The sequence below is a fragment of the Pseudomonas sp. FP818 genome (assembly GCF_030687335.1).
GTDB lineage: Bacteria > Pseudomonadota > Gammaproteobacteria > Pseudomonadales > Pseudomonadaceae > Aquipseudomonas > Aquipseudomonas shahriarae.
The window spans coordinates 3,033,114-3,050,959 of sequence record NZ_CP117427.1 but is presented as its reverse complement, the minus strand read 5'-3'; the positions used below and the strand labels follow the sequence as shown (position 1 = coordinate 3,050,959).

The following is a 17,846-nucleotide window of genomic DNA, read 5'->3' as shown; positions in this document are numbered from 1 at the left end:
GGTATGTGCCCTTCGATCGGGTAGTGAATACCTCGCCCCCCCCGCCAAACCCCATCTACTGCTGGATTGACGGCAATGGCCCAGAACCCTGATTGCGAGTGCTTTGCGTCATGAGTGTTGGAACACCGCGTACGTTTCACTGAACTTCTGACGGGTAAATCCAAAGTTGGTTTGTTTGGCCGCATGTCATACGGCTGGGAAGAGTGTTGCTGCGATTTCAGTCACCTGGCAGTCACTCAAGCAGCGGGGCGATGGCCGTCCGGCCACTTCATGAGTGTTTGTGCGATGCCTACATTAAGTACTAAGGAGAGACTGATATGAGCAGCAACCCTGACGTCACCATTACATCCGAAACTTTGATTATTGATGCGCCCACGATTGCAGAGGCACTGGATAATGCAACGGGTCTTATTCCAGCGGCCGTTGCTCGTGCGGGTATCACCGTGGAGTGTCGAACCGGGCGGATCTCGGTACCGACCGACTGGCTGGGTATTCAAATTCGCACAACCACCGATCCGGTGCCCACTTGGCGGCCCTTTCTGGAACCATTCCAGATCAACTTGGACCCCGTGCCTGCAATCATCGATAGATACATTCCGGCGCCGTCTCCCGAGTTTGAGTTCCCGCATGGCTTTTATGAGATCAAAGTCGTGCAATACCGCAATTCCAATGGCGCACCAGGTGCTGCGCGGGACGAGTCCAACCCTGCCGCGTTTCGCGTCGATCTGATTGCGCCCTACGCTGTAGCGTCGTCACGTGACAACCCACCGTTCCGATGCTGGCTAATGCGCCAGCGGGGACCATTATCGACAATGCGTTCCTGATAAATCATGGCGGCGTGGAGATTGTTATTCCCCGCAACACCTTCAGTCCCCAGCCTGGGCGATTCGAACCGGGGGACATAGCTAACGTTTACTTCAGCCCGGTAATGGACCCACGACCAGAGTATCTGGTGAGCGGCCCAGGTGTGCCTCTGCTACCACCACCCGACAACAGCACCTTCTTCCTGCCCGCCGGCCAGATCATCTTGAGTGGGCTTTATTATTTTTTCTACACCATGGTTGACCGGGCAGGGAATATCAGTCGCCCATCGTTCAATGAGTTTCGCACGGTCTCGTTACTGACCGACCCCCGTACTATTGGAGCCATTCCTACCGCTTGCGCCGGCCCCACGTGACGGTAGCACTGATGATGTGCTCAGCATTGCGGACTTTGTGCTGGGCATTAAACTCCATATCGAACAGTATCTTAATTTCGCTACAGGACTGGACAAGTTCGAGACGCAATGGGAAAGCCAGCCCTTTGGCCCGCAAACCACTGAACTCACGGGCTTCCCGGTAGTTTTCAGTAATATGAATGATGCGATCAAGGCCGCCTATACCGCGACGCTAGGTCCTCAGACGGTAAGCGTGCGTTACCGGACTGATCGCAACGGTGTGTTCTTCCTCTCACCCGCTAAAAACGTCCGGCTCGACTTGTCGGTAGAAGGGCCTGTACTGCCGGGCACACTGGAACCAGGCGATATGAACCCTGGGCTGAACCCGGCACAAGTGTTTGGCGAGGACTCACAGGAGTTGAATACCCTGCGCATTGGCGATGCGGACCGACCTGTGACTATTGTGATTCGACTCTGGACCATTGCGGCACTGCCTCATCCAGACAATGAGTTTTACCTGTATTGGGGCGCCTCCAAAGAGCGTGTCGGGCCTTTCCCTTTAAGCACTACGGTTCCTGGCGAGGACGCGAGGTTTATCATTCCCTGGGCGGTGGTTGCCCGCCACGGGAACAATCTGCAGCCTGTCAGTTATTCTGTCATTGGCCCCGGCACTATCAATGAGAACCCGTCGCCCCTTACCACGGTCAATGTGATCGATGCCGTGACGGTGGAACTGGCGCCGGCAAGGTATGAGAATCTCATCGCTGGCGAATGGACCTGTCAGTCGCTGGTACAACGGATGCCTGGCTCGCCGCCGGTCCTGGCTGCCATGCTTTTCATTCCGGGCGATGTCAGGCTGGTAGTGGGCAATACTGTGGAGGTTACGGTCACTATCACCAACCAGTACCCCCAGCTCCCACCGGGCCCCTTTGTAGAGCCTATTACAACTGCGCCCTTGACCGCTGCCGATGTGGCCAACGGTTTTTATGTCGATATCATTTACCGTCCATTCCTGGCTCAAGCGCCGTTCGGCCCTTGCGAGGTCACCTACACCACGAACGTGGCGGGTGGAGGCATCGGTCGCGGGCGGTTGGCCGAAGTATTCACGATATTCTCCAACCCTGACTCTTTCTGTGATGGCATACCTGCTTAACCTACGAATCAACGCCTCCAAGTCTACAAACTGCTGAAAGCACAAAAGGGAAGCATGGCTTCCCTTTTGTGCATCTGGTAGCAATGGACTACGGCTTGTGGACGGATCAGTTTGCCAGTTGTGCAGTTTTCCATACCACTGCGGTGTCTATACCTAAGCTTTGCTCGGATTAGTCCTACAGTCATCAGTACGTTCACTACGTAACCTCTGCGCCTTACAGGTGAGGCTTCATTCCACGGGAACGAGCCAAGCCGTTTTTACAGGCGCTACCCAGAGAGTGAACCCCCGATGTCATTACCTACCAAATTCGAGCTCAAGCCCTTGAGCAAGATGATGCATGTTCCAGCCATTAGCGTGCTTCTGCTTGCAGCGATGCACACCAGCGTCCAAGCGGATCAACTGATCGGTGAGTCAAGGACCATTGGCCCCCATGAGATGAAAAATGACTGGCAGTTGGATCATAAGTCCGAGCTGACCGTCAACGGTGCTCGCGCCGGAAATATCCTGGCCAACGACTCGACGCTGAATGTCAATACCGGCAGCCGGATCGAAGATATCCGTGCGACGCAGGGCTCCACCGTCAACGTTGACGGCGCCACTGTTGAATCCAACCACTCGATATGGGGGGCGGTGCGCCTGGATGACAGTGCGGCCATCATCCGAAACAGTGCCATCATCAGCCACACAACTTTCGGTCTGCAGGCGTACCAGAGTTTCAATTCCGACAAGGGCGGCATTGCCCAGGTGTTCAACAGCATCATCCGGGGGGAAAAGAGTGGGGCAGTAGCCACGGGCAATGCTGAGTTGCACTTCAATCAGAACACTGTGGTCGAAGGCACCGGCGCCGATAGTGATGGCGTGTGGCTCGACGGTGCAACGGCGACTGCCAGCCAAAGCAGCATCATCGGCGGCAAGAATGGCGTGTTGTTTACCAACGACGCTGGCAGCAGCGATGCCGGCAAACTGGTGCTGGATAACTCCAGCGTCGAAGGGCGCAACGGCTCGGCCATTGTCGTGGAAGGTCACCCTGGCGCGGAGATGGAAGTTGAAATCGACGTGCGCAACGGCTCAACCCTGACCGGTGGCAATGGCGTGCTGCTGGAAGTCAACGGCGGTGCCCAGGCGAGCATGAATGTCGATAGCAGCCGGTTGAAAGGCGACGTCATTGTCGAAGATGGCAGCACGGCACATTTGAACCTGGAAAACAGCTCCGGGCTCAAAGGCCAGCTGCAGAATGTCACCAGCTTGAACGTAGGCAATGGGTCGTACTGGGAGTTGACCGCCGACAGCCAGGTGGGTGCCTTGAACCTGGTGGACGGTACGGTGATATTCGGCCACACCGATGCGTTCTATCAGTTGGACCTGGACAGTCTCGACGGCAACGGCACCTTCGTCATGGGTACCGATTTTGCCAACGGCGTCACGGACTTCCTGAACATCAGCGGCGAAGCCCACGGCAGTCACAGCCTGTTGCTCGCAGCCAGCGGTACAGAGCCGGTCAGCCCCGAAGCGATTCGTATCGTGCATACCGGCGGCGGTGACGCGCAGTTCTCACTGGCGGGCGATGTCGTCGACGTGGGTGCCTATTCCTATGGTCTGAAAAAGGATGGCACCGATTGGTTCCTCGACCCGAACAACCGCGTGATCAGCCCGGCTACTCGCTCGGTCATGGCGTTGTTCAATACCGCCCCCACGGTCTGGTACGGCGAGGCGACTTCCCTGCGTACGCGCATGGGCGAGCTGCGTTTCGAGCCTGGTCAGGCGGGTGTGTGGATGCGTGGTTATGGCAACAAGTACAAGGTGGCCGAGAGCACCGGGGTTGGCTACAACCAGAACCAGCAGGGCTTTACCCTGGGTGCTGACACGCCGTTGGCCGACAGCCAGTGGCTGGTGGGTGTGATGGCCGGCCATAGTACTTCGGGCTTGAACCTAAAGCGCGGTACGTCGGGCACAGTGAAGAGCTACTACGTGGGTGCTTACGCAACCTGGCTGGATGAAGAGAGCGGTCTGTATTTCGACGCCGTGGCCAAGCTCAACCGTTTCCATAACGAGTCCAAGGTCGGCTTGAGTGACGGCACCAAGTCCAAGGGCAAGTACGCCAACACCGGCGGTGGCCTGTCGGCAGAGTTCGGTCGCAATATCAAGCTGGACGACGGTTACTTCGTCGAGCCGTATGCCCAGCTGTCCACCGTGGTGATCCAGGGCGCCAACTACAACATGAAAAATGGCCTGCACGCCGATGGCGAGCGCACCCGCTCGATCATGGCCAAGGCCGGTGCGACGGTGGGGCGTGACATCCAGCTCGACAGTGGCAGCGTACTCCAGCCTTACCTGCGGGCGGCGATGGTGCATGAGTTTGCCAACAACAATAAGGTCGCGGTGAACAACCATGAGTTCAACAACGACCTATCGGGTTCACGCGCCGAGTTCGGTGCGGGCGTCGCGGTTAAGTTGTCGCAAAACCTGCAACTGCACGCCGACCTAGAGCACAGCAGCGGTGGCCGGGTCGAGCAGCCATGGGGTGCCAACGTAGGTGTGCGCTACAGTTGGTAAAGACTTGACGCTTATTAACGCCCGTATCGAAAGATACGGGCGTTTTTTTTTGCTTTTGCATAATCGATCAACTGGTTACGTCGAAACCGACTTCCAGTGTGTGTGGGTTCCCGTTGACATCTTCATCGGTGGTGCCATTCAGCGTGCCGCTGATTTTGATGATGCCGGCTTCCAGGTTGTTAATGATCAACGTTCCTGTGGAGCAGCGCACGGCGTAATGAATCGTAGGCGACTTGACGGCATACCAGACATTGACCTTATTGGACTGCCACTTATCCAGCTCTAATACCTGCCCATTGCGAATGGTGTCGGGCAGTTCAATCGTGATTTTTTTCACGGTGACTGCATTATCAGCATGTCGTGCTAGAAGGCGGTAGATGGCCGCGTCATGGTCATGCACCAGGGTCAAAGTCTGAAAGTGGACCGATATCGTATCGATAAATGCGTCGAATGTACCGGTGGCGCTGAGGGCCTTGGGGTACAGTGCTTTTTGTTGCGCAGGGGACAACTGTTGCGCTTGTACGCTCATGATCGCTTCTCCATCGCTGATGATTGTGCGAATAACAGAGGTTTCGAGGGCTCTGTTCGAGTCATGAAATAGCAGTGCGCGTGGGCTGTAAACTGTCAGAACTAACAGTATACGAAGGCAGCGACTCATGAGTGATGCGTGGCCTGACTCGGCACCTGGCCTGAAAGCATCAGACGCCTTTGCACGGGATTTTCTACTGTGAGGAATGACAGTCTAATAACCTGCCATTAATACGCTTTAGTTCTAAGCCCGATGCAACTTCAAGCAAAAAGCCCCGCCGCAATATTGATCGAGAACCCCAATATCGCCGTATTGAACAGAAACCCGATCAGCGACTGCCCCAGTACCACTTTGCGCATGGCGCGGGTAGCCACTCCCACATCCGAGGTCTGCACGGCGACGCCGATGGTGAAGGAGAAATACAGAAAGTCCCAGTAGTTGGGGGTCAGCAGCCCCTCGGCAAAGCGCAACGCCGGCGCCTTGCCCTCCCAGGTGTAATACAGGCGAGCATAGTGCACGCTGAAAATCACCCCGATCAGCAGCCACGAACCAATCACCGTCACCCCGGTAAAACCGTAATGCAGCAGGCGTTCGGCAGTGCCCAGGTCCTTGCTGCCGGCCAGGCCAACGGCAATCGTCGCCAGGCTGGCAATCGCCGCAATGCACACCATAAATAACACCAGGCCGGCGTTTTCATCCTCGACCTCGGCGATGCGCTTGACGTCCTCGGCCTTGGCACGGATGGTCAGGCGCAGCATCAGCACCAGGTAGGTCCAGACCCCGACGTTCCAGCCGATCAGGATTTTGCTGAGGATTGAATCGAAGGGCGCCAGGATGCCGATTGCCAGGCCCAGGACGGCGGCAGCGGACAGGCGAGGGTGGGTTCGGGCGAGGAAGGGCATAGTGCTCACAAATGCGGGATGTTTGAGCACCATAGCCTATTCCTGCAGGAGCCGGCTTGCCGGCTCCTGCAGGGGGCTGATCAATCTTTGCGTTTGCGCACCAGTTTCATGACGACCACAAAGAACACCGGCACAAACACCACCGCCAGTGTCGCCGTGATCATGCCGCCAATCACCCCGGTCCCAATCGCCTGCTGGCTCGCCGAACTGGCGCCGGTGGCAATCGCCAACGGCACCACGCCCAGAATGAACGCCAGCGAAGTCATGATGATCGGTCGCAGACGCAAGCGTGCGGCCTTCAATGTCGCGTCAATCAGGTCTTCGCCCTGGTCATACAGGTCCTTGGCGAACTCGATGATCAGGATCGCGTTTTTCGCCGACAGCCCGATGATCGTGATCAAGCCGACCTTGAAGAACACGTCGTTGGGCATGCCGCGCAGCGACACCGCCATGACCGCGCCCAACACGCCCAACGGCACCACCAGCAGCACCGAAGTGGGGATCGACCAGCTCTCATACAGCGCCGCCAGGCACAGGAACACCACCAGCAGCGACAGCATCAACAGCAGCGGCGCCTGGGAGCCTGACAAGCGCTCCTGCAAGGACAACCCGGTCCATTCCTGGCCCAGGCCGGCTGGCAATTGGCTGACCAGACGCTGGATTTCTTCCATCGCCTCGCCGGTGCTATGACCGGGTGAGGCTTCACCCGAAATAGCGATGGCCGGGTAACCGTTGTAACGGGTCAACTGCGCCGGGCCCTGGACCCAGCGCGCTTCGACAAATGCCGACAGCGGCACCATCTTCCCGGCGTTGTTGCGCACATGGATCTTCATCAGGTCTTCGACCTGGCTGCGCTGGTCGCCTTCGGCCTGTACCACCACGCGCTGCATGCGGCCCTGGTTGGGGAAGTCGTTGATGTAGGCCGAGCCAACGGCCGAGGACAGGATATTGCCCACATCGGCAAACGACACGCCCAGGGCATTGGCCCGCTTGCGGTCCACCTCCAACTGCACTTGCGGCGCCTCGGCCAGGGCACTTTCGCGCACATTGGCCAGGATCGGGCTTTTTTCCGCAGCCGCCAGCAGTTCGGTACGGGCTGCCATCAACGCGGCATGGCCGACGCCGCCCCGGTCCTGCAAGCGGAACTCAAAGCCGCTGGAGGTACCCAGGCCATCCACCGGTGGTGGCAGCACGGCATAGGCCATCGCATCCTTGAGTTCGGTAAAGGCCATGTTGGCGCGATCGGCAATCGAGGCCGCCGAATCATCGCTGCTGCGCTCGGACCAATCCTTGAGCGTGGTAAACGCCAGCGCCGCGTTCTGCCCGGAACCGGAGAAGCTGAACCCCATGATCATCGTCGTATCACCGACGCCCGGCTCGGTGGCGTTATGCGCTTCGATCTGCTCGGCCACCAGCACCGTACGGTTCTTGCTCGCGCCCGGCGGCAACTGGATATCGGTGATGGTGTAGCCCTGGTCTTCCACCGGCAGGAACGAGGCGGGCAGGCGGCTGAACAGGAAGCCCATGCCCACCAGCAGGACCAGGTAGATCAGCAGGTAGCGGCCGCTGCGCTTGAGGGCATAGGCAACCCAGCCTTCGTAGCGGTCGGTCAGTTGTTCAAAGCGCCGGTTGAACCAGCCGAAGAACCCACCCTTGGTATGGTGCTCGCCCTTGGCAATCGGCTTGAGCAACGTGGCGCACAGGGCCGGGGTCAAGGACAGGGCGAGAAACGCCGAGAACAGGATCGAGGTGGCCATCGACAGCGAGAACTGCTGGTAGATCACCCCCACCGAACCCGACATAAAGGCCATCGGCAGGAACACCGCCACCAGCACCAGGGTAATGCCGATGATCGCCCCGGTAATCTGGCCCATGGCCTTGCGTGTGGCTTCCTTGGGCGACAGGCCCTCAGTCACCATGATCCGCTCGACGTTCTCCACCACCACAATCGCATCGTCCACCAGGATGCCGATGGCCAGCACCATGCCGAACATGGTCAGCACGTTGATCGAGAAACCCAGCAACAGCATGGTGGCGAAGGTGCCCATCAGTGCAATCGGCACCACCAGCGTCGGGATCAGGGTGTAGCGGATGTTTTGCAGGAACAGGAACATCACCGCAAACACCAGCGCCATCGCCTCCAGCAGGGTGTAGATCACCTTGGTGATCGAGACCTTGACGAACGGCGAGGTGTCGTAAGGGATCTTGTACTCGACATTGGCCGGGAAGTAGCGCGACAGCTCATCCATCTTTGCCCGCACCAGGGTCGCGGTGCTCAAGGCATTGGCGCCGGGCGACAGTTGCACGCTGACGGCGGTGGAGGGCTTGCCGTTCAGGCGCGTGGAGAACTGGTATTCCTGGCTGCCGATCTCGACCCGCGCCACATCACCAATACGCACGGTGGAACCGTCCGGGTTGGCCTTGAGCACAATGTCGGCAAACTCGGCCGGCGTGGAGAGCTGGCCCTTGACCAGAATCGACGCGGTGATTTCCTGGGTATTGGTGCCCGGCAGATCACCGATGCTGCCGGCCGAGACCTGGGCGTTCTGCGCGGTAATCGCCGCATTGACATCGGCCGGGGTCAGGTTGAAACCGATGAGCTTTTGCGGGTCGATCCAGATCCGCATCGCGCGCTCGGCGCCGTACAGCTGGGCCTTGCCCACGCCGTCGAGGCGCTTGAGCTCGTTCATCACGTTGCGCGCCAGGTAATCGCTGAGCGCCACGTCGTCGAGCTTGCCGTCGCTGGAGGTCAAAGTCACCAGCAGCAGGAAGCCGGCGGACACCTTCTCCACCTGCAAGCCTTGCTGGGTCACGGCCTGCGGCAGGCGCGGCTCCACGGCCTTGAGGCGGTTCTGCACATCGACCTGGGCCATTTCCGGGTCGGTGCCCGGCTGGAAGGTCGCGGTGATGGTGGCCGAGCCGAGGCTGCTCTGGGATTCGAAATACAGCAGGTGGTCGGCGCCGTTGAGCTCCTGCTCGATCAGGCTGACCACGCTTTCATCCAGGGTTTGCGCCGAAGCGCCCGGGTACACCGCGTAGATTTCCACTTTCGGCGGCGCGACGTTGGGGTACTGCGCCACCGGCAACTGCGGGATGGCGAGGGCGCCGGCCAGCAGGATAAACAGGGCGACCACCCAGGCGAAGATCGGGCGGTCAATAAAGAACTGCGGCATTGTCTCTGATCCCTTTGATTACTGGCCGGCTGCCTGGGCGACAGGCGCGACGCTGGCATCCACTTCGACTTTTTCGCCGGGGCGTGCGTGTTGCAGGCCTTCGACGATGATGCGGTCCCCAGCCTTCAGGCCGCTGTTGACCACCCAGCGATCATTGATCGCCGCGCCCAACTCCACCGGCTGCTGGCTGACGTTCTGCTCGGCGTCCACGAGCAACACCATGGGGATGCCGGCGCTGTCACGGGTGATTGCGCGCTGCGGCACGCTCAGGCCTTGCTGGTCGACCGCCTGCTCCAGGCGTACGCGGATAAAGCTGCCGGGCAATAGGTCGAGGTCCGGGTTGGGGAATTCGCTGCGCAGGATGATCTGCCCGGTACCGGGGTCTACGGAAATCTCCGCGAACAGCAACTTGCCCGGCAGCGGATAGAGGCTACCGTCATCCTGGATCAGCGTGGCCTTGGCCTGGTCCTGGCCCACTTGCTTCAAATGCCCGGCGCGGAAAGCGCGGCGCAGGTCATTGAGTTCGCGGGTGGATTGGGTCAGGTCGGCGTGGATCGGGTCCAGTTGCTGGATCAGCGCCATGGGCGTGGCTTCGTTCTGCCCCACCAGGGCGCCTTCGGTCACCAGCGCGCGGCCGATACGCCCGGAGATCGGCGCGGTCACGGTGGCATAGCCAAGGTTGAGCTTGGCGCGTTGCACCGCTGCCTGGTTGGCCGCGACATCCGCGGCGGTTTGCCGGGCGGCGGCGCGGGCGTTGTCGTAGTCCTGGGCGCTGATGGCATTGCCTTCGACCAACTGGCTGTAGCGCTGCTCTTGCAGGCGCGCCTGGAAGGCATTGGCCTCGGCCTTGCGCAGGCTGGCCTGGGCGCTGTCGAGGTCGGCCTTGAACGGCGCCGGGTCAATACGGAACAGCACGTCGCCCTGTTTGACGTCATGGCCTTCCTTGAACACCCGTTGAAGCACCACGCCCGCAACCCGGGCGCGCACTTCGGCGATGCGCGGTGCGACGATCCGCCCACTCAGCTCGCTGCTGATGGACAGGGGCTTGGCTTCGAGGGTTTCGATCCGCACCTTGGCCAGGGGCATTTCGGGGGTGTCGCCTGCGGAGTTGCCACACGCACCCAGGGCCAGGGTCAGTGCCAGCAGGCAAAACGGCGCAAACAGATTCTTTGACATGCTCTTATCCCAATATTGACTGGCGCATCCTACGGGCGCCCCCGACTCGGTGCTGTGAAGCTGTGTAGGTGGTCTGTGAAGAAATGTAAGGTACGGCGCACGCCGAGGCGCGTGCGTATATCCTTCACGGCTGTGGATCCTAACAAGCTCTTCTGATCAATGACGATCTAATGTGAAACTGTATTATTTGGAAACACCATGCCCAACATCCTCCTGGTCGAAGACGACGCCGCGCTGTCCGAGCTGATTGCCAGTTACCTTGAGCGCAATGGTTATCACGTCAATGTGCTCAGCCGTGGCGATCATGTGCGCGAACGGGCGAGGCTCAACCCACCAGACCTGGTGATCCTCGACCTGATGCTGCCCGGCCTCGATGGCCTGCAAGTCTGCCGCCTGCTGCGCGCCGATTCGGCCGGCCTGCCGATCCTGATGCTCACCGCCCGCGATGACAGCCATGACCAGGTGCTGGGCCTGGAAATGGGCGCCGACGACTACGTGACCAAACCCTGCGAGCCACGGGTGCTGCTGGCCCGGGTGCGCACCCTGTTGCGCCGCAGCAGCCTCAGCGAGCCACAGGCGGCCAACGACCAGATCCTGATGGGCAACCTGTGCATTGACCTGTCGGAACGCGCCGTGACTTGGCGCGAGCAGACGGTGGAGCTGTCCAGCGGCGAATACAACCTGTTGGTGGTGCTGGCCCGGCATGCCGGCGAAGTACTCAGTCGCGACCAGATCCTGCAGCGCCTGCGGGGCATCGAGTTCAACGGCACCGACCGTTCGGTGGATGTGGCCATCTCCAAGCTGCGCCGCAAGTTCGACGACCATGCCGGCGAGGCGCGCAAGATCAAGACGGTATGGGGCAAAGGCTACCTGTTCAGTCGCTCCGAGTGGGAATGCTGACACCATGTTCCGCGCCCTGATCCGTCTCTACCTGCTGACCATCGTGACCTACAGCGCAGCGATCTACTTGATCCCCATGGGCATCATCGAGGTCTTCCACGACCGCTACATGAACTACAACATCGAGCAGTCCCGTGGCTTGCAGAGCCTGATCGTGCGCCAGTACCACAGCCGGCCGGTGGAGCGCTGGTCCGAGGTCACCGACCAATTGGCACGGGATTTTGCGCCGCTGAAGGTGCAACTGATGCATCGCCAGGACGCCCGCTACACACCCGACGAGGAGCGACTGCTGGAGCAGGGCAAGCCGGTGATCCGCCTGGGGGAGTGGGGCTGGATGGAGGAGATCAGCTCGCCGCTCAATGGGCAGTTGGCGGTTAAATTGACCATCCCCCCCGACCCGCTGGACATGAACCTGCTGTACTGGACCATGAACGTGCTGATCGGCGCGGCGTTGCTGGGCGGCCTGTTGATCTGGCTGCGCCCGCATTGGCGCGACCTGGAGCGCCTCAAGGTCACCGCCGCGCAGTTGGGCCGGGGCCGTCTGGAGGAGCGCACGCATATTCCCCCCAGCTCCAACATCGGCAGCCTGGCGGCGGTATTCGACACCATGGCCAACGACATCGAGCACCTGCTCAACCAGCAGCGGGACTTGCTCAACGCGGTGTCCCACGAACTGCGCACACCGCTGACCCGCCTGGATTTCGGCCTGGCCCTGGCGTTGTCCGAAGATCAGCCGGCCGCCAGCCGCGAGCGCCTGCAAGGCCTGGTGGCGCATATCCGCGAGTTGGATGAGCTGGTGCTGGAGTTGCTGTCCTACAGCCGCCTGCAAAACCCGGCGCATCTGCCCGAGCGGGTGGAGGTGGTGCTCGATGAGTTTATCGACAGCATCCTGGGCAGCATCGACGACGAGCTGGAGAACCCGGAGATCGTGATTGATGTGGTACTGGAGTGCGCCGTGGAGCGTTTTACCCTCGACCCACGCCTCACCGCCCGCGCCCTGCAAAACCTGCTGCGCAATGCCATGCGCTATTGCGAGCGACGGATCCAGATCGGCGTCAAGGTCTGCGCCAAAGGCTGTGAAATCTGGGTGGATGACGATGGCATCGGCATCCCCGAAGAGCAGCGCGCCCGGATCTTCGAGCCGTTCTACCGCCTGGACCGCAGCCGCGACCGCGCCACCGGCGGCTTCGGCCTGGGCCTGGCGATCAGCCGCCGGGCGGTGGAAGCACAAGGCGGCACACTCACGGCCCAGGCCTCGCCACTGGGCGGCGCACGCCTGCGGCTATGGTTGCCCACCTGAAAACACCGGCAACTGTCTGCCTGGAGCGGGTTTGTGTTTTTATGCAGTCCTGCTTTTGGCACATGCACAGCCTTACCGGCCCTGATACACCCTTGCTATAGTTCGGCCCTTATCAGCCGCCAGTCAAGGATCACTGCCATGTCCGAATACCAAGCCTTTGTCGTCGAACTCCACGGCAACGTCGCCCATGTGCAGATTAATCGCCCGGAAAAGATCAACGCCATGAACGCGGCGTTCTGGAGCGAAATCGTCGAGATTTTCCAATGGATCGACGACACCGACGCTGTACGCGCCGTGGTGTTGAGCGGCGCCGGCAAGCATTTTTCCTCGGGCATCGACCTGATGATGCTGGCCTCGGTGGCCAACGAATTTGGCAAGGACGTGGGACGCAATGCGCGCCTGCTGCGGCGCAAGATCCTGCAACTGCAGGCCTCGTTCAATGCCGTGGATAATTGCCGCAAGCCGGTACTGGCGGCGATCCAGGGCTATTGCATCGGCGGCGCCATCGACCTGATCAGCGCCTGCGACATGCGTTACGCCGCTGACGACGCGCAATTCTCGATCAAGGAAATCGACATCGGTATGGCCGCCGACGTCGGCACCCTGCAACGCCTGCCACGTATCATCGGTGACGGCATGCTGCGCGAACTGGCCTACACCGGGCGCACCTTCGGCGCCGAAGAAGCGCGCAGCATCGGCCTGGTCAACCGCACCTTTGCCGACCACGCCAGCCTACTGGCCGGGGTGATGGACCTTGCCGCGCAAATCGCCGCCAAATCGCCGATTGCCGTCACCGGCACCAAGGCCATGATCAGCTATATGCGTGACCACAGCATCAACGACGGCCTGGAATACGTTGCCACCTGGAACGCTGCTATGTTGCAATCCAACGACCTGCGCGTGGCCATTGCGGCCCATATGAGCAAGCAGAAACCCGAATTCGTGGATTGACTGAATATGACCCCAGGCTGGATCACCACAACGCTGCTGGACAACGACGCCCCCGGCGGCTGGGCTGTGGCCCGTAGTCGCGAAGGTTTTTTACTCGATGACAACGGGCCGCTGTTTCCCCGGGAATGGCTCAAGCGCCAGGACCTGTCGGTGATGGCCGAACATGGCATCGGCCATCTGGACGGCGAGCCGGTGTACCTGCTGGAGCTGAACAGCCCTGGCGATGTGCCGGGTTGCCGCTGGCAGGGCCTGCGGGCGTTTATGCTGCAGGGCGATCACCGTCTGTACAAAGTCCTGGGTTATGCCGCGCAAATCGGTACCTGGGCCCGCGAGCACCGCTTTTGCGGCAGTTGCGGCCAGGCGATGGTGCAGGTGCCCCGCGAGCGCGCAATGTTCTGCCAGGCCTGCGACCTGCGCAGTTACCCGCGCATCTCACCGAGCATGATTGTGCTGATCACCCGTGGCGATGAGATTCTGCTGGCGCGTTCGCCGCGTTTCGTCACTGGGGTCTACAGCACCCTGGCCGGGTTTGCCGAGCCTGGGGAATCTGCCGAAGACTGCCTGATCCGCGAAGTGCACGAGGAAGTGCAGGTGCAGGTGCAGAACATCCAGTACGTGGGCAGCCAGTGCTGGCCGTTCCCGCACTCCATGATGCTGGGCTTTCACGCCGAGTATGCCGGTGGCGAAATCGTGCCCCAGGCCGACGAGATTGAAGATGCGCAGTGGTTCAATATCCACCAGTTGCCACCGTTGCCGGCCTCGCGCTCGATTGCCCGCTACCTTATCGACCTGTATGTGGCGCGCCGTCTAGGCCACGCTGAACCAGTGCTGCCAGGCTAGGCGCACGGTCAGGCCGAGGACTACGGTGATAAACACCGGGCGAATGAATTTGGCGCCGCCGCTGATGGCACTGCGTGCGCCAAAGAACGCGCCCACCATCACCGACAGGCCCATGCTCAGGCCGACAATCCAGTCCACCGAACCGTTGAAGATAAACACCGACAGCGCCGCCGCGTTGCTGACGAAGTTCATGCTGCGCGCCACGCCGCTGGCCTTGACCAGGTCCACGGGGTACATCAGCAGGGTGCTGACGGTCCAGAATGCGCCGGTGCCGGGACCGGCCACGCCATCGTAGAAGCCCAGGGCCAAACCCTGGGTCGACTGCCACTTCTTCTTGATCGGCGCATCGGCGTCCAGCGGCGCCTTGGGCGTACCGCCAAACAACAGATAGATACCGCAGGCGAAGACGATCACCGGCAGCATCTTGTTCAGCCATTCGGCGGGCAGGTAATGGGCGACGATGGCCCCCAGCAGCGCGCCGACCAGGGTGCCCACGATCGCATGGACCCACTGGCGCGGATGGAACAGCTTGCGCCGGTAGAAGGTAAAACTGGCGGTGGCCGAACCGAAGGTCGAACTCAGTTTATTGGTGCCCAGTACCAAATGGGGCGGCATACCGGCGGTGAGCAGGGCCGGGGTGGTGAGCAAACCACCGCCGCCGGCAATGGCGTCGATAAAACCGGCAATAAAGGCAACCACGGCCAGAATGGCCAGGGTGGTGAGGTCAACGCTGAGTTCAAAAGGCATGGAGGCGACTTATTTTCGGCGAGGCGCAGAAGGGGTTGCGCGAAAGTCCGATAGCTTACCTATAACCGAATGTTACGGCGACTGTTGCACACGCTCCATCCCTCGCCACGGTGTTGCGCTACCAACAGTGATCTGACAAATAGCCCGCCCGGGCAACATGGCCGATAGGTCGGTCGGCACGCAAACGCCCCAGCCCAGGGGCTTTGCCAACCCTGGCACGTTTGCTGCTCTACCCCTGTACATTCCCTGTGTGCGAGGTGCCGAACGATGACTCAGCAAGCCGTGAAATTTGCCTATTGGGTGCCCAATGTCAGTGGTGGCCTGGTGGTCAGCAAGGTTGAACAACGTACCGACTGGGGCATCGACTACAACCGCAAGCTGGCCCAGTTGGCCGAGGCGGCGGGGTTTGAGTATGCCCTGACGCAAATCCGTTTCACCGCCGGCTATGGTGCTGAATACCAACATGAATCCGTGGCCTTCAGCCATGCGTTGCTGGCGGCCACGACCCAACTCAAGGTGATCGCCGCGATCCTGCCGGGGCCCTGGCAACCGGCGCTGGCGGCCAAGCAGTTGGCGACCATTGATCAACTGACCCAAGGCCGGGTGGCGGTGAACATCGTCAGTGGCTGGTTCAAGGGCGAGTTCCAGGCCATTGGCGAGCACTGGCTGGAGCATGACGAGCGCTATCGGCGCTCCGAAGAGTTTATCCGCGCGTTGAAAGGCATCTGGACCCAGGACGATTTCACCTTCAAGGGTGACTTCTACCGGTTCAACCATTACAGCCTCAAGCCCAAGCCCCTGACTCAGCCGCACCCGGAAATTTTCCAGGGTGGCAGCTCCCGGGCTGCGCGGGACATGGCGGCGCGGGTGTCGGACTGGTATTTCACCAACGGCAACACGCCCGAGGGGATCAAGGCCCAGGTCGATGATATCCGCGCCAAGGCTGCGGCCAATCACCATTCGGTAAAAGTCGGGGTCAACGCGTTTGTGATCGCCCGCGACACCGAGCAAGAGGCCCAGGCGGTGTTGGCCGAGATCATCGACAAGGCCGACCCGCAGGCCGTCAACGCCTTTGGTGATGCCGCCAGGCAGGCGGGCAAGGCCTCGCCCGAAGGTGAGGGCAACTGGGCCAAGTCCAGCTTCGCCGACCTGGTGCAGTACAACGACGGCTTCAAGACCAACCTGATCGGCACCCCTCGGCAGATTGCCGAGCGCATCGTCGCGCTCAAGGCGGTGGGGGTGGACCTGGTGCTGGCGGGCTTCCTGCACTTCCAGGAGGAGGTGGAATATTTCGGCCAGCGCGTATTGCCCCTGGTGCGCGAACTCGAAGCCAAGGCCGCGGCGACCGGCAGCGCCAGGGCGTTACCGGTATAGCACCACCGCCGCCCGCAGCTGACGGCTGCCAAAACGGCACATCCGCTCGAACTCCCCGTGGCTGACCGGCAAATGCTGGCAGTCCATGGGGCGGCGATGCTGGCTATGGTCCACGTCGGGATCATGCAGGTAGACAAACTCTTGATCACAGTCAGTCACGATCACCCAGTGTGGTGACTTGGAGCGCGTCAGCCGGTAGCTGCTGATCAGCACCAGTGGCTGGCCGCCATCACCGAGGACCTGCGCCAGGTCCAACGCACCGCCGAATACCTGCTGCACATCACTGTTGGCCAAATCCTCCTCGAACCCCTCATGCACCAGGCGCATCACCTCTTTTTTATGCGGGTCGCGCACCCCATCGAGAAACAGCGGCCCGCGCACGTTGACCTGCATGCGCACCTTAAACCCCCGGCGCCAGGCAGCCAGGGCCAGGCCTTGGGGGCTGCAGCCGCCGTGGCCGGCGGTCATGAACACGGTGGTTGCTTCGCGCCAGATCTGCAGCTCTTCGCGGCGCAGAGACTCACGCCCAGGTAACAGGGCGCCCATGGCCATCAACAGGCAGGCTGCGCCGCAGGTGAAGTCGGTGGTCTGCTGGTAGTAGGGCACACTCAAGGCCCGCGCGTCAGTGTGCTGGAGGATGCGTTTTTCCAGGCGCAGGGCGTCGGTATGGTCGGCGTAATAATCGTTGATCAGGGCAAAGCGCCGGTAGCCACTGTGTTCATACAGGGCAATAGCGCCAGGGTTGTCGGTGCGCACCTCAAGGCGCAGGTACGCACAGTCGTGCGCCACGGCGCAGGCCTCGATGCGCGCCAGCAATTGCTTGCCCAGGCCCATGCCCCGGGCCGGCGCGGCAATGGCCAGGGAGTACAGGCGCGCCAGCGAGGTGCCGCGATGGAACAGCACCAGGGCATAACCCAGCAATTGCCCGGCGTTTTCGGCCACCAGCAACTGCGCATGGGCGCGGCTGATCATCCACTGGAAACTGCGAGCAGACAGCCGGTCTGTGGTGAAACAGTGCTGTTCCAGGGCCACCAGTGCTGGCAGGTCATCCAGGGTTGCAACGCGAAAGAAAAGAGTCATATAACCGCCGTA

The 17,846-nt window shown here is 60.9% G+C and carries 14 protein-coding genes; 8 read left to right on the top strand and 6 right to left on the bottom strand.

All coding sequences use genetic code 11. The features are described from left to right. Positions 1 to 317: 317 nt before the first annotated feature. The 3 genes from PSH80_RS13595 (at position 318) to PSH80_RS13585 (ending at position 4,862) form a co-directional block, all read left to right on the top strand. A complete protein-coding gene (locus PSH80_RS13595) occupies positions 318 to 824 on the top strand; it encodes a hypothetical protein (RefSeq protein WP_305417105.1) in 507 nt (168 codons plus the stop codon). 369 nt (positions 825 to 1,193) lie between these two features. Further along, the gene (locus tag PSH80_RS13590) at positions 1,194 to 2,309 is read left to right on the top strand and encodes a hypothetical protein (RefSeq protein ID WP_305417103.1); all 1,116 of its coding nucleotides are present in this window, start codon (positions 1,194 to 1,196) and stop codon (positions 2,307 to 2,309) included. A 288-nt stretch (positions 2,310 to 2,597) separates the two neighbouring features. Then, positions 2,598 to 4,862, top strand: coding sequence for an autotransporter outer membrane beta-barrel domain-containing protein (locus PSH80_RS13585; protein ID WP_057959443.1), 2,265 nt, complete (start codon positions 2,598 to 2,600; stop codon positions 4,860 to 4,862). A gap of 67 nt (positions 4,863 to 4,929) precedes the next feature. Here the strand turns inward: PSH80_RS13585 and PSH80_RS13580 are convergent, their stop codons facing one another. The 4 genes from PSH80_RS13580 to PSH80_RS13565 all read right to left on the bottom strand — a co-directional run bounded on the left by PSH80_RS13580 (position 4,930) and on the right by PSH80_RS13565 (position 10,642). Next, on the bottom strand, positions 4,930 to 5,391 hold the full coding sequence (locus PSH80_RS13580; protein WP_057959444.1) for a hypothetical protein: 462 nt from the start codon (positions 5,389 to 5,391) through the stop codon (positions 4,930 to 4,932). Positions 5,392 to 5,651: 260 nt separating this feature from the next. Continuing rightward, positions 5,652 to 6,293: a DUF1345 domain-containing protein gene (locus PSH80_RS13575; protein WP_057436955.1), complete on the bottom strand. Its 642-nt coding sequence runs from the start codon at positions 6,291 to 6,293 to the stop codon at positions 5,652 to 5,654. A gap of 80 nt (positions 6,294 to 6,373) precedes the next feature. Continuing rightward, positions 6,374 to 9,466, bottom strand: coding sequence for an efflux RND transporter permease subunit (locus PSH80_RS13570; RefSeq protein ID WP_057436669.1), 3,093 nt, complete (start codon positions 9,464 to 9,466; stop codon positions 6,374 to 6,376). Positions 9,467 to 9,484: 18 nt separating this feature from the next. After that, positions 9,485 to 10,642, bottom strand: coding sequence for an efflux RND transporter periplasmic adaptor subunit (locus PSH80_RS13565; RefSeq protein WP_057959446.1), 1,158 nt, complete (start codon positions 10,640 to 10,642; stop codon positions 9,485 to 9,487). 198 nt (positions 10,643 to 10,840) lie between these two features. On the opposite strand from PSH80_RS13565, the gene PSH80_RS13560 reads away from it, so the two are divergent. From PSH80_RS13560 to nudC, 4 genes are all read left to right on the top strand, one after another. Further along, complete coding sequence (locus tag PSH80_RS13560; RefSeq protein ID WP_057436665.1) at positions 10,841 to 11,542, top strand: response regulator transcription factor; 702 nt, start codon at positions 10,841 to 10,843, stop codon at positions 11,540 to 11,542. A gap of 4 nt (positions 11,543 to 11,546) precedes the next feature. Then, positions 11,547 to 12,842: an ATP-binding protein gene (locus PSH80_RS13555; RefSeq protein ID WP_120733192.1), complete on the top strand. Its 1,296-nt coding sequence runs from the start codon at positions 11,547 to 11,549 to the stop codon at positions 12,840 to 12,842. Positions 12,843 to 12,980: 138 nt separating this feature from the next. Further along, positions 12,981 to 13,793, top strand: coding sequence for a crotonase/enoyl-CoA hydratase family protein (locus PSH80_RS13550; protein WP_057959447.1), 813 nt, complete (start codon positions 12,981 to 12,983; stop codon positions 13,791 to 13,793). Positions 13,794 to 13,799: 6 nt separating this feature from the next. Next, positions 13,800 to 14,633 carry an NAD(+) diphosphatase gene (nudC, locus tag PSH80_RS13545; protein WP_057436654.1) on the top strand — a complete coding sequence of 278 codons (834 nt, stop codon included), beginning with the start codon at positions 13,800 to 13,802 and terminating at the stop codon, positions 14,631 to 14,633. On the opposite strand, the gene PSH80_RS13540 is transcribed toward nudC, so the two are convergent. Continuing rightward, positions 14,601 to 15,380: a TSUP family transporter gene (locus tag PSH80_RS13540; RefSeq protein ID WP_057436653.1), complete on the bottom strand. Its 780-nt coding sequence runs from the start codon at positions 15,378 to 15,380 to the stop codon at positions 14,601 to 14,603. The two genes, nudC and PSH80_RS13540, sit on opposite strands and share 33 nt — an antisense overlap. Positions 15,381 to 15,647: 267 nt before the next feature. On the opposite strand from PSH80_RS13540, the gene sfnG reads away from it, so the two are divergent. Beyond that, a complete protein-coding gene (sfnG, locus tag PSH80_RS13535) occupies positions 15,648 to 16,754 on the top strand; it encodes a dimethylsulfone monooxygenase SfnG (RefSeq protein ID WP_057436652.1) in 1,107 nt (368 codons plus the stop codon). On the opposite strand, the gene PSH80_RS13530 is transcribed toward sfnG, so the two are convergent. Next, on the bottom strand, positions 16,743 to 17,834 hold the full coding sequence (locus PSH80_RS13530) for a GNAT family N-acetyltransferase/peptidase C39 family protein (protein WP_305417093.1): 1,092 nt from the start codon (positions 17,832 to 17,834) through the stop codon (positions 16,743 to 16,745). The genes sfnG and PSH80_RS13530 overlap by 12 nt on opposite strands. Positions 17,835 to 17,846: the final 12 nt, after the last annotated feature.